Origin of the sequence: Lactiplantibacillus paraxiangfangensis (genome assembly GCF_036246185.1) — a bacterium.
Lineage (GTDB): Bacteria > Bacillota > Bacilli > Lactobacillales > Lactobacillaceae > Lactiplantibacillus > Lactiplantibacillus paraxiangfangensis.
The window spans coordinates 1-21,167 of the sequence record NZ_BTPW01000022.1; the positions used below are offsets into that span (position 1 = coordinate 1).

Sequence of the window (21,167 nt, forward strand, 5' to 3'; positions counted from 1 at the left end):
AAATTGGTCGCGTTTTTACACACGAATTCGGATTGAATTTACAATTCAGAACAAAAAAAGGAAACCAATTCGAAAATGAATTGGTTTCCTCATAAAGTTCCTCATCAACAGCCGTTGACAAAGAGCCTTTTTTTCTGATTGGCTTTTTGCGCCTTATTCCTAACTTTTTTTGATAACTATTTTTTAGCTGTTCACTTTGTCGCCTAACGCGCTAATGTAAGTGTAGACGCCTTGACCGGCAGTCCCACCTTCACCAACGGCGGTTGCAACTTGGCGCAGATCCTTCTTACGAACATCGCCCACTGCGAAAATTCCAGGAACTTTCGTTTCCATGTGGTCATTCGTTTCGATCCAGCCATTTTCATCCGTAATTCCAAGATTACCGAATGGTTTTGTGATTGGGTTAATCCCCACGTAAATGAAGACCCCGTCAACGGCAATTTCACTGTCTTCACCAGTTTTATTGTTGTTGACCTTAACGCCCGTTACCTTCTTGTCGTCACCGACAATTTCCGTAACGTTGCTATTCCAAACAAATTCCATCTTCGGGTTCGCAAACGCCCGGTCTTGTAAAATTTGTTGGGCCCGTAATTGGTCCCGACGGTGAATAACCGTTACTTTGTCAGCTAATTGTGTCAGGTAGCTACCTTCTTCAATTGCTGAGTCACCGCCGCCGATAACAACGACGTGCTTATTTCTGAAGAACGCCCCATCGCAGACCGCGCAGTACGAAACACCCCGGCCACCATAGGTATCTTCACCTGGCACGCCTAACTTACGGTATTCAGAGCCCGTCCCAATGACAATTGCCCTGGTTTCAAAAGTATCACTATCAGTTTTAACGATCTTGATGTCGCCTTGATCTTCAACTGATTCGACACTCCCATATGCGTATTCGGCCCCAAACTGGGTTGCCGATTCATACATATCCTTGGCGAGATCCGGTCCCAAAACTGATTTGAACCCCGGATAATTTTCAATTGCGGCGGTATTATTCATTTGGCCGCCATAGATCCCACGATCTAATAGCAGTACGGATAAATTGGCCCGTGAAGCATAGAGGGCGGCGGTCATCCCGGCCGGCCCCGCACCAATAATAATCACGTCGTAACGCTTTGCCATTTTAAAAGACCCCTTCCACTTAAATTACTATGTGGCTTAATATACCCCCAAAATTTACATTTGTCGACTATGTTGTTTGTACACACCGGAAAAGTTTGTTTTGGTAGGTTCGTTGATAAAGACGAGGGGTCCGCAAAGTTACTCGCGGATCCCTCAGTTTAACTATTTCGTATTCTTTTTAACTGGCTTAGTCGTTGCGCTGTCTTCTTTAGTCAGCTTTGAACCTAAGTCTTTAATGTAGGCCCGTAAATCATCCTTAACGTCTGGATGAGTCAACCCGTATTCAATAGTGGTCTTCAAGTAACCGAACTTGTAACCAACATCATGACGGGTTCCCTTAAATTCATGGGCAAACACGCGCTGCGTCTTGTTTAAGGTATCGATGGCATCCGTTAATTGGATTTCATCACCCTTACCAGGTTTTTGATGTTCCAAAACGTCAAAAATCTCTGGTGTCAATAAGTAACGACCAATGATTGCTAAATCACTAGGTGCGTCTTCGGGACTTGGCTTTTCAACAAAGTTGTTGACGTTGTATAAGCCGGGTTCCTTTTCACTTTCAGGATTGATGACACCATACTTCGAAACTTCCTCGTGAGGAACCTTCATAACGGCTAACGTTGAAGCATGGGTCTTATCGTAACTGTTCATCAACTGCTTCGTCAACGGAACTTTATCTTCCATCAAGTCATCACCTAACATGACAACGAATGGTTCGTCGCCAACAAAGGCCTTCGCCGTTAACACGGCATCCCCGAGGCCATGTGGGTGTGATTGACGGATAAAGTATAAGTTGATATCCGTAGTTTCTTGAACTAGCTTCAACATCTCTTCCTTGTGCTTAGCACGTAAGTTATCTTCAAGCTCAGGATTGGAGTCATAGTAGTCCTCAATACTTCGCTTACTTTTTCCAGTAACGATCACAATATCCTCAATTCCGGATTTGCGCGCTTCGTCGACAATGAACTGAATCGTTGGTTTGTCGACGATTGGTAACATTTCCTTCGGCATTGCTTTCGTAGCTGGCAAGAAACGAGTTCCTAACCCAGCTGCTGGAATAACGGCTTTTCTAACTTTTGACATGTGATAATCCTCCTAAAATAGTGAAATATTAACTATTGACGACCAAACTTATTGAAGCTCAGGTTTCCCCTCACGCCGCATCAATTGCGGAATGACCTGCTTGATGTCAGCATTATTATATAATACATCATAAATTGCTTCAGTAATTGGCATTTCAATACTTTGTTGCTGAGCTAATTCGTAAGCGGCCTTCGTTGATGGGATACCTTCAATAACCATTCCCATCGTATCAATGACCGTCTTCAAGTCTTTGCCGGAACCAAGTTCGTTACCGGCACGCCAGTTACGTGAATGCACACTGGTGGCCGTCACGATCAAGTCACCGACACCTGACAAACCGATAAAGGTCAGTGGTTGCGCCCCTAGCGCGACCCCTAAACGACTAATTTCGGCAAGTCCCCGGGTCATTAAAGCAGCCTTGGCATCATCACCGTAGCCGAGGCCGTGTAACGCACCTGCGCCTAAAGCAATGATGTTCTTCAAAGCAGCGCCCAATTCAACCCCAATGACATCATTATTGGTGTAAATTCGGAAGTAATCGTTCATGAATAGCTGTTGCACAAACGTGGCAGCCTTTGTATCTTCACTAGCAGCCGTAATCAGCGTAATATCACGTTTAGCCACTTCTTCAGCATGGCTTGGGCCGGATAAGACAACGATGGCTTGTCGTAAGTCAGCTGGAATTTCTTCAGCTAACACTTGTGACAAACGCTTATGTGTCTCTAATTCTAGCCCCTTGCTAGCGTGAATAATGATTGGTTTTTGATTCGTTTGGCGTAAAACAGCCGCAACCTGTTGGGCCACGCTACGGATTGCCTTAGTTGGAACTACAAATAAAACGGCAGCAACCCCGTCTAAAGCAGCAGCTAAATCAGTATATGCTGTGAGTGATTCTGAATAGTGAAAATCTGGAACGTAATGTTGATTCGTATGGTGGTCATTTAATTCTGCAGCTTGTGCTTCAGAATTTGACCATAACCGTACGTCATTCCCGTTTTCGTCCAATAAGTTTGCTAGGATGCTGCCCCAAGAGCCCGCACCTAAAACCGCAATTTTTTCTGTCATTCGAATAACCCTCTAATCTACTATTTTTCTGTAACAACTTTTTGACCAGAGCCGTCGAGGTACCAGCGTGCGTTGGCTAAATGACGTCGCCGCCAAATAATCAAGCCAACACTACCTATAAACAGGACAACCGATAACGCCTGCGAGATCCGGATAACGTTAAATAACATTAACGAATCGGTTCGCATGCCTTCCGTAAAGAAGCGGCCAAACGAGTACCAAGCGACATACGTTAAGAAAACGTCGCCTTGTTTATATAACCCAGTCCGGTGGCGGGTCGTCATTAAGACGACAAAGCCTAAAAGATCCCAAACCGATTCATATAAAAAGGTTGGCTGCCGGTAAGCACCGTTGATATGCATCTGTTCAATCAACCAGTTCGGTAAATGTAAACTCTGCAAGAAGCTCAGGCTGGTAATCCGGCCAAAGGCTTCCTGGTTCATGAAGTTACCCCACCGGCCAATTCCTTGCCCCATAATCACGGTCGGCGCCGCAACATCGAGCATTAACCAAACTGGCACAAAACGGGATCGGCAGAATAGTACGACCACGATGCCCGCCCCAATCAGGCCACCATAAATCGCAATCCCGCCATCCCAAATCCGAATAATTTCACCCGGATTTTGACTGTAATACGACCACTGGAACACGACGTAATAGAGCCGTGCAGCAATCAAGGTAAATGGTAAAGCCCACAAAATCATGTCATAAATGTCATCGGGACGAATCCCACGTTTCTGACCTTCATGTACTGCTAACGCAACCGCAATCACTACGGCACTCGCAATAATTACCCCATACCAGTGAACTTCAATTGGTCCCAATCTTAATGCGATTGGATTGAGTGCCCCTAAAACGGTTTTCACGCTATTGCCATCTCCTTATTACTTGTGAGAATCGTGCGCAGAATTTTCTTTAATCAACGAGTTTAAGTTATCATCAAAGACCTTGGTGGCATCATAACCCATACTTTCGGACCGGAAGTTCATCGCGGCCGCTTCAATAATGATGGCTAAGTTACGCCCAGTCTTAACCGGAATTGAAATTTCCGGAACTTCAACGTCAAAGAATTTCCGGGACTGTTCTCCATTCCCTAGTCTATCAAATTGCTTATCAGGCGTCCAACTCTCTAAGTGAACAATTAGATCAATATCCGTATCCTGACGAACAGCGCCAGCACCGAACAAATTCATCACGTCAATGATCCCAATACCACGAATTTCGAGCAAGTGATTCAAGATCTTAGGTGCTTCACCGACCAACGTTTGTTCATCTTGTTGGTAAACGTCAACCCGGTCATCAGCAATCAACCGGTGACCACGTTTAACCAGTTCTAGCGCCGTTTCACTCTTACCAACACCAGAATCACCGGTAATCAGAACCCCTAAGCCATAAATATCAACGAGTACGCCGTGAACGGACTGGCGTTCCGCAAGTTTGCCTTCTAAGTAGTTCGTCATGTTACTCAAGATTCGTGAAGAGGTCATCTTGGTCCCTAAAATGGGAACCCCATTTTCCTGACCTGCTTGAACCAGTTCATCAGGAACTGGTAGCCCCGTTGAGATAACAAATGCCGGGGTCGTTAACTGACACATTTTACGAAAAATCATTAAACGTTCATCATGACTCATATTTTTTGAATAGGCGGTTTCAGTCTTACCTAATAACTGAACCCGTTCACGCGGATAGTAGTTGAAATAGCCGGTCAAAGCCAGTCCCGGTCGTGAAATATCACTAGTCGTAACAGCTTTATCAGCCAACAAATCAGCACCATGGTAGACGTCTAAGCGTGTATTTTTCACCAAATCGGCAACGGTTACACTTTCTGCCAAGTAAATCCCTCCTAAGTCGTTCAGCCATTAAAAAAGTGTGGTCGGCATGGTCCGGTAATGCTATTGCATTACTTTTTCAAGCCTCCACACTTTTGACTGAAAACGGATTATTCCTATCTTCTAATCTTAGCACTTTAAAGCGCTTTAATCACCATTGACTCCACTCTTCGCAAAAAAATTAGATACAATCACATTTGCCAGTGACATTAAGATTGAGACTAACACGGCCATCCCAAAACTAGAAAACCCAAAGTTAGCCTTCCCGACAACGTATGACGTCATCTGAAGCATGAATCCGTTGATCACAATGCTAAACAAACCTAACGTAATTAGCGTGATTGGTAGCGACAATAATACCAAAAAAGGTTTAATCGCTGCGTTCAAAATCGCCAACACAAAGCTTGCTAACAGTGCGATCCAGACGTTCGCCACGTGGAAGCTCGATTGAAAGAACCCCGCGATGGCAATGAATAAGATTGTATTTATTAAAATTCGTTTCCAAAAGCCCACTGGTCTATCACTCCATTAATCGCGGTGACGCGGTTCGTCTTCTTCGTGTACGTTATGAATCTCTTTACGCCCCTGAGGCTGCGACTGTTTCGTCGTCCCACCGTCCTGAGTTGCGCGCCGCATTTGTTCAAAGAATCCGGCATTTTCAGGCTTACTTGGCATAATGGTCATCAAAACAAGATAGAGTAATATCCCAAAACCGTGTGAGGCAATGGTCAATAGGACAAAAAGCACTCGTAAAACGTTAGCGTTCCAGTTTAAATACTCCGCAATCCCACCAAGTACTCCGGCGATAACGCGGTTATTCGATTTAGTTAATTTTCTTTTAGTATTAGTTTTCATAATTAGACACCTCAATAAGTTTAGTCTAATTATATCTTACTAATTGTAAAAGCCGGTTGCAAACTAGACGAACCGGCTTTAAAGATTATTTACGATTAACTAAACTAGATTGGAGCTTTCTGGATTTAATTCAATAATTTCACCAGTATTTAGATAGACGATCCATTCACCAATGTTTGTGACCAGTGCCCCGATGCGCATCAAGTAGCTGGCCACGTTCAAATAGTCGGTGGACCCAATCACCGTTTCCGGATGACGTTCCATCTTTGAAATCCCTTTGGCGTTGATCTTATCAAACATCTCGCCAACCTTAGCGTCACGTGCGGCGACTTTCCGCGCGGCGATGTCATCACTCTTAACGTAGGCAGACAGCATCTCTTCAACCATTGAACGAACCCGGTTTCCCATTTCAGAGAGTGCGGCTTCGATCTCAGGTACCCGAACGTGTCCTTTGACCCGAATCGTTGCGTGCGCAATGTTACGGGCATAGTCTGCCATCCGTTCCAATTCTGATACGGCCTTCAAAATCGTGACAATTTCCCGTAAATCAGAAGTCACGGGTTGATACAGGGCAATCATTTCAAATGATTTTTGTTCCAACTCAACTTCACGTTGGTTGATTTTGGCATCATTGTCGATAATTTCTTGGGCCAAATCTCGATCATGATCGATAAAAGCTTTAACCGCCTTTTCAATCGTTTCGCTAACCATCATACCCATTTCGGTAAAATTAGCGTCAATATCATTTAACTCGTCATCAAATAGTCGTCGCATGATTTATCCTCCTAACCCAATCGTCCTGAAATATAGTCATTGGTTTCTTGTTTAACCGGATTCATGAAAATCTGTTTCGTATCGTTAACTTCAATCAGTTCACCATTCAAGAAGAACGCCGTCCGATCAGAAATTCGTGAAGCCTGCTGCATATTATGCGTAACAGTTATGATAGTGTAATCGTGACGCAAATTCAATAGCGTCATTTCAATCATGTGACTTGATACCGGGTCAAGCGCGCTAGTCGCTTCATCCAACAAGATAATATCCGGTTCCACGGCTAACACCCGGGCGATGCACACCCGTTGCTGCTGACCACCAGAGAGCGCTAAGGCGTTGAGGTGTAACCGATCCTTAACTTCATCCCAAATGGCCGCTTGCTTTAAACTCTTTTCAACCGCGGCATCCAAGCGTTCCTTGTCACGAACCCCCGCTAACCGGAGGCCGTACACGACATTTTCGTAAATTGAGAATGGGAACGGGTTGGGTTGTTGAAACACCATCCCAATTTCCTTCCGCAATTGAACGGTGTCGGTCGTAGGCGCATAAATATTGGTGTTGTTAAATTCAACGTTCCCCGTTACCGTAACACCCGGAATTAAATCATTCATCCGGTTTAAGCAGCGCAGAAACGTTGATTTTCCACAACCTGAAGGCCCGATTAAGGCCGTAATGCCCTTTTCTTGGAAATCAATATCAATGCCGTTGAGGGCCTCTTTTTTACCATAGAACAAGTGTAAGTTTTCTGTTTTCAAAATCGTACTCATGGCGGCCCTCCTATCCAAAGTTCCCGGAAATATAGTCGTTGGTTAGATCAACCTGCGGATTGGTAAAGATGTCACCAGTCTCGGCGTATTCGAGTACCTTACCAAGGTTGAAAAACGCGGTATAGTCACTGATCCGTGACGCTTGTTGCATGTTATGCGTCACGATGATAATCGTGTAGTTTTGTTTTAATTCTAATAAGGTATCTTCAACTTGGCTCGTTGAAATTGGGTCTAGCGCACTGGCCGGTTCATCCAGTAACAAGATGTCCGGTTTGATTGCAATCGCCCGCGCGATGCACAGCCGTTGTTGTTGACCACCTGACAAGGCCAAAGCACTCTTGTTCAAATCATCTTTGACTTGGTCCCACATGGCGGCCTGGCGCAAGGATCGTTCGACGATTTCATCGAGATCCTGCTTCTTGTTCATCCCACGTTGGCGCAGCGCAAACGCAATATTTTCATAAATCGATTTAGCAAACGGATTGGGCCGCTGAAACACCATACCGATGTGGCGGCGCATTTCGTAAACATCAATCTCATTACTATTAATATCCAACCCACGATACATAATCTTGCCCTTAACCGTGGCAATCCGGTCATTCATCCGGTTAAGTGACCGTAAGTAGGTCGATTTCCCGGAACCAGACGGGCCAATCAAGGCGCTGATTTTGTAGCGTTCAAACTGTAAATCGCCTTCAGAAATTGCTTCAGACTTCCCGTAAAACACCCGTAAGTCTTCCGTCGAAAGCGCAATTTCATGGTCTTTAGGATCGAATTTCATGATATTCCGTTGATCCGTAGTCATTGAGTTATCTGCCATCAAAAAGGCCTCCTTTATTCAGCGGTTAAATGTTTGTAGAGTCGTTTGCCGAGCCAGCGTGCTAGGAAGTTAAATAGCAGTACCGCAATGATTAGCACGGCGGATGCACCAGCTGAAACGGCCTTGGCATCTGGCATAATTCCTTCAGAGTTAATCTTCCAAATGTGCACCGCCAACGTTTCAGCTGGGCGAAGTGGACTCAATGGACTACTGATATCGAAGGGATTCCAGTCACTAAAGTCTAGCGCAGGGGCACTTTGACCCGCGGTGTAGATTAACGCTGCGGCTTCACCAAAGATTCTCCCGGCACTTAACACGACCCCGGTAATAATACTAGGTAGTGCGGCTGGCACAACGATCTTAGTCACGGTTTCCCACCGTGATAGGCCTAATGCGTAGCCCGCTTCACGTTGATCATCCGAAATGTTGGCCAGCGCTTCTTCAATGCTCCGGGTCAAAATTGGGAGGTTAAAGACGGTCAGTGCGAATGCGCCGGACAGAATGGAAAAGCCCAGTTTGAATTGCACAACGAAGAACAAGTACCCAAACAACCCAACAACAACGGAAGGCAACGAACTCAAAATTTCAATCGTTGTCCGAATTAAGCCCGTAAACGTATTTTGGGGTGCATATTCATTTAAGTAAATCCCGGCACCTAGCGAAATCGGTAAGGAAATCAACAGGGCTAAGAATAACAGGTAAAAGGAGTTAAACAATTGAATGCCAATCCCACCGCCCGCTTCAAAAGCTAAAGCTGGCGACGTTAGGAAATGCCACGAAATGTGTGGAACCCCTTCGACCAAAATGAAACCTAATAGCGCTACTAGGATAATAACGACCAGAGCAGCGACACCGTATAAGATGCCCGTCGCAATTTTATCAACTCGTTTAGCGTTCATGGTTTAATTTCCCCTTTCGTCCGATATAGCGGATCACTAAGTTGAAGACTAATGACATTAACAATAGGATCATTGCCAGTGACCACAGGGCGTTGTTTTGTAGTGACCCCATGACCGTGTTCCCGATTCCCATAGTTAAGATACTAGTCAACGTGGACGCCGGAGAAACTAAGTTTTGTGGTAAAAGCGTTGCGTTCCCGATAACCATTTGAACGGCCAAGGCTTCCCCAAAAGCCCGGGCCATCCCAAAGACAATGGCGGTTAACATTCCCGGAATGGCTGCTCGTAAAACCACTTTATAAATCGTTTGCCAGCGGGTCGCACCCAATGCTAATGAGGCTTCCCGATAATAACGGGGTACCGCGTTTAACGCATCGGCACTCATGGAGGTAACGGTCGGTAAAATCATAACGAACAAGACGAACGTCCCAGATAAAATCCCGTAACCACTACCGCCAAACGTATGGCGTACGAACGGTACAACAACTTGCAGGCCAATGAACCCGTAAACAACGGATGGAATTCCAACTAACAATTCCGTTACTGGCCGTAAAATCTTGGCCCCACGCCGAGGTGAAATCTCGGTCATGAAGACCGCCGTCCCAATTGCGAACGGCGTTGCAATCAAGGCTGACAGAATCGTAATTAGAAACGATCCTAAAATCATTGGCAGTGCCCCGACTGCTGGCTGACCATTCGTACCGTTAGTCCCAGGATTCCACTGAGTCCCACTTAAGAATTGCCATAGGTTGATGTGGTTTTGGAAGAAGGTTGCCAACCCTCGTGATGCTACAAAGTAAAAGATTAAAAAGACAATCCCAACAATCAACGCCAAGCAAAACAAACTGATAATTTTGCCCCGCCGCTCAATCTTAGTCGCGATTGACTTTTTTAATAAACTTTCTCGAATTTTATCCATGCGCTCCCCCTCATTTCACTGACGAAATTTTACCGGCCGCACTCCGCTGTACTTGCATATCATGGACCGAAATATAACCTAACTGTTTGACTAATTTCTTTTGAACAGCGGTTGATAAAATGTAATTGATAAATTTTTTTGTTAACTGATTTGGATGGTTGCTCGTATATAAATGTTCGTAGGACCAAATCTGCCACCGGTTCGTTCGCACGTTGGCTTCCGTTGGCCGCACACCGTCAACGTTAACGACTTGGACACTCTTGTCGAAGTACGAAAATGCGACGTAACTAATGGCACCAGGCGTACTAGCAACGATTGAACGGGCCAGCCCAGATGAATCTTGTTCCTGTGAATCCGCACTCTTTTGGCCCTTTAACGCGTAAGTTTCAAACGTCTTACGCGTTCCCGAACCTTGTGCACGGTTAATTAACGTAATGGGGAGGTTCTTGCCCCCAACTTCACGCCAATTTTTGACTTTTCCCGTGAAGATCTGAATGAGTTGTTGTTGTGTCAAATTAGTCACGCCAACTGATTTGTTGACAATCGGTGCAATCCCAACGACCGCAACTTGATGGTCCTTGAGCTTGCGCGCATCGATTCCCGGTTGCTCTTCAGCAAAAATATCCGAGTTACCGATTGCGACGGCATCCGATTGAATTTGACTAAGGCCGGTACCAGACCCGCCGCCTTGCACGTTAATAAAAATACCCGTCCGCGTGGAACTGTATTGCTCACCCGCAGCTTCTACTAATGGTTGTAAAGCGGTGGAACCAACTGCGGTGATTGACTCGCCAGCGTCCGTTCGTACTCGGTGGGTGTAACCGAAGCCGATTAAGACGCCAATCAAGATCAGTCCTAGTAATTGGATGACCCGACTTTTTTTCATAACAAAATACCTCCTACCCATTGCTCAAAATCTATAATACAAAGTTTGTGTAAATGCTTGATATGCGTTTTGTAAAGATTGTGTAAATGTCAAAATATTTTGATTTAGTTCCCACTGAAGACACAAAAATAGCCATTACGACTGGAAATTTCCGTCGTAATGGCTATTTTGAAATGACTTCGTCTAAGGGCAACGTGACCGTCATCGTCGTGCCGACACCACGCTGACTGGCAACACTAATGTCACCGTGCATGGCCGTCACCAATTCTTTAACAATGGCCAACCCGAGACCGGTACCACTGACCACCTGCTGTGAGCGGGAAGGACTCGCCCGATAAAAGCGTTCGAAGATTCGCTGTTGGTCTTCCGCGCTAATGCCGATTCCCGTATCCACTACGGTTAGTGACCAGTGGTTCTCAGTCGCCGTCGTTTTTACCGTAACGTGTCCACCTTCACGATTGTACTTAATCGCGTTGGTCAGCAGATTTTTGATGATCTGACTTAACTTGCGTTGGTCGACCGTCGCCTGAAAGTCACCATCGACCTGATTATCGACCGTTAAGTGCTGCCGCGCAATGGCCTGTTGGGATACGGCTAATTCCGTCTCAATCAACGGCCGAATGGCAATTTTCTTAAAAACTAACTTAGTCGTACTCTGGGCCCGAATTCGTGATAAAGACAACACGTCTTGGATGAGATCAATCAATCGCTGACTTTCATCCGCAATGATTTTCAAAAATTGATCCAAGGTCTCGGGGTCATCCTTAGCACCACTCAATAACGTCTCCGTAAATCCAGCAATGGCGGTAATGGGGGTCTTCAATTCGTGGCTCGCGTTACTAACAAAGTCATCCTGCATTTGTTCAATCATGTAAACTTCCGTAATATCGTAGAGCATTAAAACAATTTGAAAGTGGGCCCGACTATTTTGAATATACACGGTCGTTGCTTCAACCACCTGGGTATTCGGCGCCGGCGTGAGTGTAATCGAAGCTCGCTGATTTTTGTGAGTCGTAATCGTATCTTCAATCAGCTTGGTCAACGCGTACAACTGAATATCTTTCGTATAAGTGTGCGCAATGGTATTGATCGATTCCTGTAGCAATTCACTCATCGCTGGATTAGAAAGCTGAACTTGCCTATGGTGATCAATCACCATGACGCCTACCGGTAAGTAGCGCATGATCATCATCAGTTCTTTTTCTTGTAATTCCGCACGCCGAGTTTGACTACGTTGATAGCTTTCCAACTGGTTGACCGCTTGCGACAAGCTGTACAACGGGTCCGTTTGTGGTAACAAGATATGCGGTGGGAACTGCTGGCTACTCATCTGCCGTAGCTTCGCTTCCATCCGGTCAATCGTCTTTTGACGTTCGCGTTGCTGGAACCAAACGATACTCGTTTCCACTACCGCAACTAGCACTAAAACTAAAAGAAGCCCACCGACAACGCCGGTCGACCAATTAATTGGAGAAAAGTGCTGCACAACCACCAGCACCATTAAAACTAATAAGACATTTTCTAACGTCAACAATCGGATGGACTGATGCCAACGATTATGCATGTTCATCACCCACGAATTCGTACCCAAAGCCACGAACCGTTCTGATCAACCGCGGATTTTTAGGATCAAGTTCAATTTTTTCACGTAAATGTGAAATATGAATATCAACGATCCGCGTTTCACTCGCGTAGTCGTAACCCCAAACGTGATTTAAAATCGCATCACGACTGAGGACCCGACCTTCCCGTTCCACAAAGTAAACTAACAGTTCAAACTCTTTCGGCGTCAAACTGATATTTTCACCGTTGCGCGTGACCCGGTACTTATTTTGATCAATTTGTAGATTACCTACAGCCATAATCGACCGGTTTGCAGGCGCCGCAACGGTCACTGGCACTGGTTCAGTTGGAACCGCACGTCGAATAACCGCTTTGATTCGCGCCAACACTTCCCGTGGTGAAAATGGTTTGGTGATATAGTCGTCGGCCCCTAGTTCCAAGCCGAAAACTTTATCAAATTCATCACTTTTAGCAGTAACAATAATAATTGGTGTTCGCACTTTTTCTTGCCGCAACCGTTTCGTGACTTCCATGCCATCTAGCTTAGGCAACATCAAATCCAATAAGATACACGTAAACGATTGTTCTAACCCCAATGACAACGCGGCCGCACCATCCGTCGCCGTCACAACTTCATAACCAGCTTGTTTGAGGTTATATGATAACAACGTGACAATTGCTGGTTCATCGTCTACAACTAAAATCTTATCCATGGTCGTTAATCCTCCTGATCAGTGAATAATACAATCCCTAACTCGTGTGGGGCGCCATTATAAATCGCCGTTTCAGTAATAATCAATTCTTGTTGTAAATTACGTACTTTTAAGTGAACATAGGTTGGGTTTTCTAGCAACGCCGCGTAAAACTGACGCTCATTATGCACCGGTTTACGGTTACATTCTAAAATAACGTCACCTAGTTCTATATTTAATTTGTCCGCCGGGGTGTGTTTACGAAGCCCAATGACCCGCACACCTTGGTCCGTATCTGAAAACCGAAACGCTTGGTGCTGATCATGGTAGTGGTGTTGCATCAAGATTCCCCAAGTTAACACAACGACTACACCCATGAGAACCAGTAACCACTGCGGACTTAACGCTGCAATCCGCGCGCCAATGGCAAGCACCAACGCGATGGCTGCAACAACGCCATACTGTTTTGCCAAGCGTACCCACGCAACCTTTGGTAATTGCTTGTACACCCGGACACTCGTCCCCAATAGCAGTGGCAATAAGATCAGGCTGAAAGAGCGCTGACCGACCATAAAAACGGGCCACCAACTAAACGTCGCGTGTAACCAGTCTCCTGGAACTAACACGGCTACCGGCAATACGAGCAACTGTTGCCAACGATAACGCACGATGCGCTTTCCCCGTTGGTCCGGTTGCAACTCGGGTGAATCACCCTGTTCCCGGTGCCAACGTAATAGGATCGCCGTTACGGCCAAAATCACGGCCAGTAAGACCAGGCCGTTGATCAGCAAACCACCGCTCATACTGGTGGTCGTGACCCCGTACCGTTGTAATGCACCGCCCACCATCGTTAACTGGGGACTATACAACCAATAAATGAGCCAGCTTAATCCGAAAACCGTCACCGGTAGCAATGCAAACGGGACAACAATCAAACTAATAACTGCAATTAGCTCATAAATAACGACCCAGACAGGAGCCACGACAATTCCGAGTAAAAGACTGATGATACTCGTCGCAAGTCCTAACAACACACCGTCCACCAAAAAATGGCGGACTTCAACGAACTGCGCATTTATCGCACTCCGATAATGATGCCGTTCGTAGTTGACCCGCCGACGTGCGGTCATATAACTGCGAAGCAGCCCCAGCCATACTAATGGCTGTAAAAAAAATAATTCTAAGACTTTCAATACCTGCATGCACGTGACTCCTAACGTTAAACTCTGAAGTTAGTATAGCATTTTTAACGGGCCAGACCAATATTGTTTACAGTGGGAAAGTCTTGGTATCAATGTATTAATACCAAGATATTATTAATAATAATCAGCAAAAAATACTGAACGCCTTCACTAATTATCATGACGTCCAGTATTCAATAAAACTAATGCGGATTACGTTGCGCTAATTTCCACTGTAAGTAAGCATCGATAAACGGGTCTAAATCCCCGTCCATCACGGCTTGGCCATCATGCGTTTCGTAATTTGTGCGGTGATCTTTGACCATCGTATACGGATGGAAAACGTAGGAGCGAATTTGTGAGCCCCAACCAATATCCATCTGTTTACCTTGAATTGCAGCCCGTTCCTGAGCCTTCTTTTCCTCTTCACGTTCGTAAAGTTTAGCACGTAACATGTTCAACGCCGTCTGCCGGTTTTGCAGCTGTGATCGTTGCGCCTGACTGGCGACGACGATTCCGGTTGGAATATGTGTGATTCGTACCGCCGATGAAGTCTTGTTAACGTGTTGTCCACCAGCACCACTAGCCCGGTAAACATCGACCTTCAAATCATCTGGTCGGATTTCCACGTCGACCGTGTCGTCTAATTCGGGCATCACGTCAACACTCGCAAACGAGGTGTGCCGCCGACCAGCAGCATCGAATGGTGAAATCCGAACTAGGCGATGCACACCCTTTTCTGACCGCAAATAACCGTAGGCATTGTGCCCACTGATCAGCAACGTGACACTCTTAATTCCAGCTTCGTCGCCCGCTTGATAATCAACCGTTTCGACACCGAACTCGTGACTCGCCGCCCAACGCGTATACATTCGTAATAGCATTGCGCCCCAGTCCTGCGATTCTGTTCCCCCAGCGCCAGGATGGATTTCAATGATGGCGTTGTTCCGGTCATAGGGCCCGTCAAGCAGTAAGTTTAACCGGTATTGCTGTAAGTCATGTTGGGCCTTGTCAAAATCACGTTCAAACTCGGCTTGCATGTCCGCATCCGGTTCCTCATTCAAAAGTTCATAGGCGACGGTTAAGTCCCCAACTTCGTCCGCAAGTTGCTTGTAGGCGTCGTATTTTCCCTTGAGCTCGTTATTGTCATCGATCACTTTTTGAGCCGCGGCTTGGTCATCCCAAAACCCAGGTTCAGCCATTCGGGCCTCGTTTTCCTGGATGCCTTCATTGAGGGCATCTAAGTCAAAGTGACCCCCTAAAGTCAGCGATGGCACTTTGCATTTCTTCAATTAGATGTTTGTATTCACTTAATTCCACAAAGAACCCTTCTTTCAACTTATTTCATAATAGAATTTATTGGCAAAACGAGCCCGGGACCGCAGTCTCAGACTCGTTAAAATGCTTTATTCGTTAATTAACGTTGGATATTTTGACGAATTTCAGACTTCATGAAGAGACGGGTCGTATCGTAATCGATATCGGCAACCGTTTCTTCAAACATCTGATAACCATCCCGTTGATATTCAACCAGTGGGTTCAACTGACCATAACCACGTAAACCGATTGATTGACGTAATTGGTCCATGGCGTCAATGTGATCCGTCCAGTGTGAGTCAACCACACGTAAAATAACAACTTTTTCGAATTCCAACATCTGGCCTTCGTCGTATAATTGTTTAGCTTTATCAGCGTAAATCTTGTCGACTAAGTCCATCAAGTACTTTTCAACTTCTTCAGCTGACTTACCCTTAAGGTCCGCTTCACTGATGGAATCTTCTTTAACCATGGCAGACTGTGCAAAGTCAACGATTGCAGCGTAATCTGGATTCTTTGGATCCTGCATGTGTAATTGAACGGTTCGTTCAACGGTCCGCTTAATCATTGGCATGATGACTGGCTTCAATGACTTGTCTTCCATGATAACTTGTTGGCGTTCACCGTAAATCACTTCACGTTGTGCCCGCATCACATCATCGTACTGTAAAACGTTCTTCCGGGAGTCGTAGTTATTCCCTTCAACCCGTTTTTGCGCTGATTCAACTTGGCGTGTAATCATTCGTGATTGGATAACCGCATCGTCATCTTCCACGTTCATCCGTTGCAAGAAACTCTTGATCCGTTCGGAACCGAATCGTAACATCAAGTCATCTTCCAAGGATAAGTAGAATTGTGACATACCAGGATCACCTTGACGACCTGAACGGCCCCGTAACTGGTTATCAATCCGGCGCGATTCATGACGTTCAGTCCCAATAACGGCTAAACCGCCAAGTTCTTTAACACCCGGTCCCAATTTGATATCAGTCCCACGACCAGCCATGTTAGTGGCAATCGTAACGGCGCCACGTTGACCCGCGTTTGCCACGATATCGGCTTCCTTGGCATGGTTCTTGGCGTTCAAGACCACGTGCGGTACGCCGGCTTCATCGAGACGGTGTGACAAGTATTCAGAAGTTTCAACGGCGACCGTCCCAATTAACATTGGTTGGCCCTTTTTGTATAACGTCTGAATTTCTTTAACAACCGCGTTAAACTTACTCCGCAACGTTGGGTAGAGTAAATCTGAACGGTCATCACGAATCATCGGACGGTTGGTTGGAATGGTAATAACTTCCATGTTGTAAATTTCACGGAATTCTTCCTGTTCAGTCTTCGCCGTCCCAGTCATCCCGGAAAGTTTCTTATACATCCGGAATAAGTTTTGATAAGTGATATTGGCCATGGTCTTGGTTTCTTCTTGAATCTCGACGTGTTCCTTTGCTTCAATCGCTTGATGCAACCCGTCAGAGAAACGCCGGCCATCCATGATTCGTCCCGTAAAGGAATCAACGATCAATGCTTGACCGTCTTGAATCACGTAGTCCTTATCTTTTAACATAATGTAGTTCGCACGTAACGCTTCGTCCAAGTAATGGTTTAACGCCGTGTTATCCGTATCATAGAGGTTCTCTAAGCCAAAGTACTTTTCAGCCTTACGAATCCCTTCGTCTAACAGTGCGACCGTCTTAGATTCAAGGTCAACCTTGTAATCTTCGTCCTTAGTCAGCGTCTTCGCAAAGCGGTCCGCCCGTTTGTACATTCCAGTCGTCCCTTCGGATTGACCAGAAATAATCAACGGCGTCCGCGCTTCATCAATCAAGATGGAGTCAACTTCATCAATAATGGCGAAGTTTAGTGGCCGTTGAACCATGTCTTCACGGTAAACCACCATGTTATCACGTAAGTAATCAAACCCAATTTCACCGTTAGTTGAATAAGTAATATCAGCGTTGTACGCTGCCCGCTTTTCTTCGGGTGACTTTTCAGCACCGTTGATACCGACAGTCATCCCTAACCAGTGATACAATTCACCCATTTCAGTCGCATCACGCGCTGATAGGTATTCGTTGACCGTTACAACGTGCACACCTTTGCCGGAAATGGCGTTTAGGTAGACCGGCATCGTTGCCGTTAACGTCTTACCTTCACCAGTTTTCATTTCGGCAATATCGCCTTCGTGTAACACGATCCCCCCAAGGATCTGAACGTGGAACGGGTAAAGTCCTAGTACCCGCTTAGCACCTTCACGCGCCGTCGCAAATGCTTCTGGCAACAAATCGTCAAGCGATTCGCCCTCCTTGTACCGTTCCTGAAATTCTGGGGTCTTTGCTTGTAAGTCAGCATCGCTTAATTTGGCATATTCGTCAGCATAAGCTTCAACTTTATTGGCAGTCTTGTCGAGACGCCGAATAATCCGCTTATCACTCTCGACCCAGCGTTTTAAAATGTTGGCCATTTACGTATCCTCTCCAAATAATAATAATTAAGTATCGTTTCAATTAGTCTATTTTCAAAATAAAATACCATTTGTCATTTTACCATTTTTTACGAGTAATGAAAACAGCGCGCTATCAATGTAACCGATAACGCGCGCTTTATTAAAAAAAGAAAGAACCGACCATCGATATGGCCCGCTCTTTCGTTAATAATCTTAAATTATTGATTGTCGTCGGTTTCAATCAAACCGTAACGGCCATCGTTACGCCGATAGACGATGTTGATCGCATCCGTTTCTGCGTCTTGATAGATAAAGAAATCATGGCCCAGCATATCCATTTGAAGGATTGCTTCTTCATTATCCATTGGCTTTAAAGCCACCCGCTTCGTACGTACAACGTCTAACTTATCGTCCTGATCATTGTCTGCAGCGGCAACCGTTTCATCAGTTGCTGCAAAGTCAATCGCTTTATAACCCTTTTCACGGGATTTACGGTTAACTTTCGTCTTATACTTGCGGATTTGGCGTTCCAACTTGTCGGTAACCAAATCAACACTAGCATACATATCAGGAGAAGTTTCTTCTGCCCGGAGAACTAAATATGGAAGTGGAATCGTAACTTCGACCTTAGCAGTCTTATCTGGGTGAATCTTCAAGTTAACATGGGCAATGGAGTCAACGTCATTGCCGAAATACTTTTGTAACTTCCCCACCCGTTTTTGAACATAGTCTCGAATAGCTTGGGTCACTTCGATATTTTCACCGCGAATATTAAAATTTAGCATAGATCTTCTCTCCCTTCACACACATTACTGTGTACCCAAAGCAACCAAAGGACCACTCTTCAATCGCTTTGCTTATTTTTATTATAATAGAAAGCGCTACAATAAACAATCCAAACGGCGTTTTTCATCATAATTAACGAGCCAAAGTTAGCCCCGTTACTGACTTGGCACCGTTTTCGATAATTAGGTCAGCCGCGTGCCGCATCGTGCTCCCAGTCGTATAGATATCATCAACTAAAATCACGTGTTGATGCCGTAATTGTTCAGCGCTTATCACGAGCTTAAACGGCTGGGGCGTTTCCAACCGTTCTTGCCGGGCCTTTTGAGATTGCGCCACCCCTTTTTCTTGTGCCAACGTTGCTAGCCCGTCCGCTTGATTTAAATCGTCCGTTAACCACCCGGTGACCTGATTAAAGCCCCGAGTCATCATGGTACTCGCTGTGACTGGGATGGTTAACACAAGGTCACCAGCTAATTGATTGACCGTAGTCTGCATTAACGTTGCAAATACTGCTCGCACCCGGTAATCTCCTTGAAACTTATATTGCTGAAAATAATTGTGCATGGCATCATTGTAAGTAAATAACGCAACGTTATGAAAAGGCTGGTTAACGGGCCAACGCTGGCAATCCGGACACAGTCGCCGACTAGCTTGCGCCCGACCGCACCCCGGACAGGCGGTTGACCGCTCAATCCGGGTAAAACCTTGCCAACAAGCGGCGCACACAACGGGGTGCGCCAGTGGCTGCCAGCTTAACAACCACTGTAGACTCGTCTTATGATGAATGTTCTGGTGACACAGTAGGCATTGCACGCTGCAGTCGCCGTCCTTTCCGGTTGACCAGTTTGATTTGTCGCCGTGCATTTTTGATGGTCCGGGCGTAACTCGCACACAGAAACCAAACGAGGCCATCGGGGCGTTCCCGACTACGCCCGACCCGCCCTGCAATCTGAACTAACGCGGCGGTCGAAAAGATAGGATCATCGGCCCCTAAAACAATGACATCAATACCAGGTAACGTTACGCCCCGTTCCAAAATCGTGGTTGTCACTAAAAATTGAACCTGATGGTCACGCATGCGTTGGACCTTTTCCAGCCGTTCCGGATCCGTGGAATGGACGGTCAGTCCGTTTAATGCTGGCACCGCCCGCTCAATCGCCGCTTTGACTTGCGCTAACTGAGCAACACGGGGGACGAATAGTAAGAACCGTTGATGCGACTTTGCGTAGGCGTCTAACTTGCGCCGCAAACATGACGGGAGTTGTCCGCGCGTGATCGTGCGCCACCAGTGCGGTTGCAAACTGACTTTAATCGTTGGCAACAAGTGCTGATGAAAACGCAGCGGTAAATAGCTGATACTGAGCTGTCCACGCCGCACCTGTCGCAATAACTCATGGCTAGGCGTGGCCGTCATATAAAGTAAGGCGCCGTTTGGTTTAACGGCTTGATTGACCGCGTAATGCAACCGCGGATTCGCCGCAAACGGAAAAGCATCTACTTCGTCAATAATTAAGACGTCAAACGCTGCTCGAAACCGCAACAGTTGATGCGTTGTGCAAATCGTTAACTGACAGTACCGGTACGGCTCGTCGCTCCGACCGTGTAAAAGGGCGATCTCAGCGTCTTGGAACGCAGCCTGTAACCTTGGCGCTAACTCCAAACAAACGTCGACCCGCGGGGAGGCCAACGCACAGCGCAAGCCCTGACTAAGGGCCCAGGCTAACCCCGGGAATAGCATCTCCGTTTTTCCTGCACCGGTGACCGCCCACAGTAAGTGCCGGCTGCGCTGCTCAAAATTAGTCCGGACCCGTTCGGCACACTCAGCTTGTTGGGGCGTCAATTTTCCCTGCCAGCTACAAGTGGGATAATTCAAAAATTCATTTGGTTCTGGAATGTGATAGAGTGAAGTTAAGGTACTGACCCGGCCCAAATTCAGGCACTGATAACAGTAATATTGTTGATTAGGCAACTGCGCCATCGCTGGTGTTAGATTGCTCCCACAGCGATTGCAGCGCAACGTCTGACCATCCCTTTGAATGCCCACGATTTTTTGAACTTCCGGGGGTAATCCCTGAGCTTCACCAGGCGTTAAACAGAGCTGGCGACCATAGAGTGCTGATTTTTCCACTAAACTGCACCTCCTATCAATAACATCCGAATAACTGA

The 21,167-nt window shown here is 46.1% G+C and carries 21 protein-coding genes; all 21 read right to left on the reverse strand.

Annotated elements, in window-relative coordinates:
• Positions 1-183 precede the first annotated feature (183 nt).
• The 21 genes from trxB to AAA939_RS11750 all read right to left on the reverse strand — a co-directional run bounded on the left by trxB (position 184) and on the right by AAA939_RS11750 (position 21,129).
• Positions 184-1,122 carry a thioredoxin-disulfide reductase gene (gene trxB, locus AAA939_RS11650; protein WP_338210355.1) on the reverse strand — a complete coding sequence of 313 codons (939 nt, stop codon included), beginning with the start codon at positions 1,120-1,122 and terminating at the stop codon, positions 184-186.
• A 162-nt stretch (positions 1,123-1,284) separates the two neighbouring features.
• Positions 1,285-2,205 (reverse strand): UTP--glucose-1-phosphate uridylyltransferase GalU, encoded by a 921-nt coding sequence (galU, locus tag AAA939_RS11655; RefSeq protein WP_338230891.1) that lies wholly within the window; start codon positions 2,203-2,205, stop codon positions 1,285-1,287.
• Between the two features lie 48 nt (positions 2,206-2,253).
• Positions 2,254-3,270 carry an NAD(P)H-dependent glycerol-3-phosphate dehydrogenase gene (locus AAA939_RS11660; RefSeq protein WP_338210359.1) on the reverse strand — a complete coding sequence of 339 codons (1,017 nt, stop codon included), beginning with the start codon at positions 3,268-3,270 and terminating at the stop codon, positions 2,254-2,256.
• Between the two features lie 20 nt (positions 3,271-3,290).
• Positions 3,291-4,136 (reverse strand): prolipoprotein diacylglyceryl transferase, encoded by an 846-nt coding sequence (gene lgt / locus AAA939_RS11665; RefSeq protein ID WP_338210361.1) that lies wholly within the window; start codon positions 4,134-4,136, stop codon positions 3,291-3,293.
• Positions 4,137-4,154: 18 nt separating this feature from the next.
• The gene (gene hprK, locus AAA939_RS11670) at positions 4,155-5,102 is read right to left on the reverse strand and encodes an HPr(Ser) kinase/phosphatase (protein ID WP_057706842.1); all 948 of its coding nucleotides are present in this window, start codon (positions 5,100-5,102) and stop codon (positions 4,155-4,157) included.
• A 144-nt stretch (positions 5,103-5,246) separates the two neighbouring features.
• Positions 5,247-5,612, reverse strand: a complete 366-nt coding sequence (locus AAA939_RS11675) for a phage holin family protein (RefSeq protein ID WP_057706843.1) — start codon at positions 5,610-5,612, stop codon at positions 5,247-5,249.
• A gap of 15 nt (positions 5,613-5,627) precedes the next feature.
• Complete coding sequence (locus AAA939_RS11680) at positions 5,628-5,954, reverse strand: PspC domain-containing protein (RefSeq protein ID WP_338210363.1); 327 nt, start codon at positions 5,952-5,954, stop codon at positions 5,628-5,630.
• A 99-nt stretch (positions 5,955-6,053) separates the two neighbouring features.
• Positions 6,054-6,728: a phosphate signaling complex protein PhoU gene (gene phoU, locus AAA939_RS11685; protein WP_338210365.1), complete on the reverse strand. Its 675-nt coding sequence runs from the start codon at positions 6,726-6,728 to the stop codon at positions 6,054-6,056.
• 11 nt (positions 6,729-6,739) lie between these two features.
• Complete coding sequence (gene pstB, locus AAA939_RS11690) at positions 6,740-7,495, reverse strand: phosphate ABC transporter ATP-binding protein PstB (protein WP_338230892.1); 756 nt, start codon at positions 7,493-7,495, stop codon at positions 6,740-6,742.
• Positions 7,496-7,505: 10 nt separating this feature from the next.
• On the reverse strand, positions 7,506-8,315 hold the full coding sequence (pstB, locus tag AAA939_RS11695; RefSeq protein ID WP_338210368.1) for a phosphate ABC transporter ATP-binding protein PstB: 810 nt from the start codon (positions 8,313-8,315) through the stop codon (positions 7,506-7,508).
• Between the two features lie 14 nt (positions 8,316-8,329).
• Positions 8,330-9,214, reverse strand: coding sequence for a phosphate ABC transporter permease PstA (gene pstA, locus AAA939_RS11700; protein WP_338210370.1), 885 nt, complete (start codon positions 9,212-9,214; stop codon positions 8,330-8,332).
• Positions 9,204-10,133 carry a phosphate ABC transporter permease subunit PstC gene (gene pstC / locus AAA939_RS11705; RefSeq protein ID WP_057706849.1) on the reverse strand — a complete coding sequence of 310 codons (930 nt, stop codon included), beginning with the start codon at positions 10,131-10,133 and terminating at the stop codon, positions 9,204-9,206. Before pstC ends, pstA begins: the two co-directional genes overlap by 11 nt.
• A gap of 10 nt (positions 10,134-10,143) precedes the next feature.
• On the reverse strand, positions 10,144-11,019 hold the full coding sequence (locus AAA939_RS11710; protein ID WP_338210373.1) for a phosphate ABC transporter substrate-binding protein PstS family protein: 876 nt from the start codon (positions 11,017-11,019) through the stop codon (positions 10,144-10,146).
• A gap of 163 nt (positions 11,020-11,182) precedes the next feature.
• Positions 11,183-12,583, reverse strand: coding sequence for a two-component system histidine kinase PnpS (gene pnpS, locus AAA939_RS11715; protein WP_338210375.1), 1,401 nt, complete (start codon positions 12,581-12,583; stop codon positions 11,183-11,185).
• Positions 12,576-13,295, reverse strand: coding sequence for a response regulator transcription factor (locus AAA939_RS11720; protein ID WP_338210376.1), 720 nt, complete (start codon positions 13,293-13,295; stop codon positions 12,576-12,578). Before AAA939_RS11720 ends, pnpS begins: the two co-directional genes overlap by 8 nt.
• Before the next feature lie 5 nt (positions 13,296-13,300).
• Positions 13,301-14,476 carry a PDZ domain-containing protein gene (locus AAA939_RS11725; protein ID WP_338210377.1) on the reverse strand — a complete coding sequence of 392 codons (1,176 nt, stop codon included), beginning with the start codon at positions 14,474-14,476 and terminating at the stop codon, positions 13,301-13,303.
• Between the two features lie 182 nt (positions 14,477-14,658).
• Positions 14,659-15,775 (reverse strand): peptide chain release factor 2 gene (prfB, locus tag AAA939_RS11730; protein ID WP_157061110.1). Its coding sequence is split into 2 segments (ribosomal slippage): positions 14,659-15,702 and positions 15,704-15,775, totalling 1,116 coding nucleotides; the frame shifts between segments, so codons are not numbered across the junction.
• 97 nt (positions 15,776-15,872) lie between these two features.
• Positions 15,873-18,233 carry a preprotein translocase subunit SecA gene (gene secA, locus AAA939_RS11735; RefSeq protein WP_338210380.1) on the reverse strand — a complete coding sequence of 787 codons (2,361 nt, stop codon included), beginning with the start codon at positions 18,231-18,233 and terminating at the stop codon, positions 15,873-15,875.
• Positions 18,234-18,433: 200 nt separating this feature from the next.
• Positions 18,434-19,000, reverse strand: coding sequence for a ribosome hibernation-promoting factor, HPF/YfiA family (hpf, locus tag AAA939_RS11740; RefSeq protein WP_057706855.1), 567 nt, complete (start codon positions 18,998-19,000; stop codon positions 18,434-18,436).
• 133 nt (positions 19,001-19,133) lie between these two features.
• A complete protein-coding gene (locus AAA939_RS11745; RefSeq protein ID WP_338210384.1) occupies positions 19,134-19,760 on the reverse strand; it encodes a ComF family protein in 627 nt (208 codons plus the stop codon).
• A gap of 16 nt (positions 19,761-19,776) precedes the next feature.
• Positions 19,777-21,129, reverse strand: coding sequence for an ATP-dependent helicase ComFA (locus tag AAA939_RS11750; protein WP_338210386.1), 1,353 nt, complete (start codon positions 21,127-21,129; stop codon positions 19,777-19,779).
• Positions 21,130-21,167 lie beyond the last annotated feature (38 nt).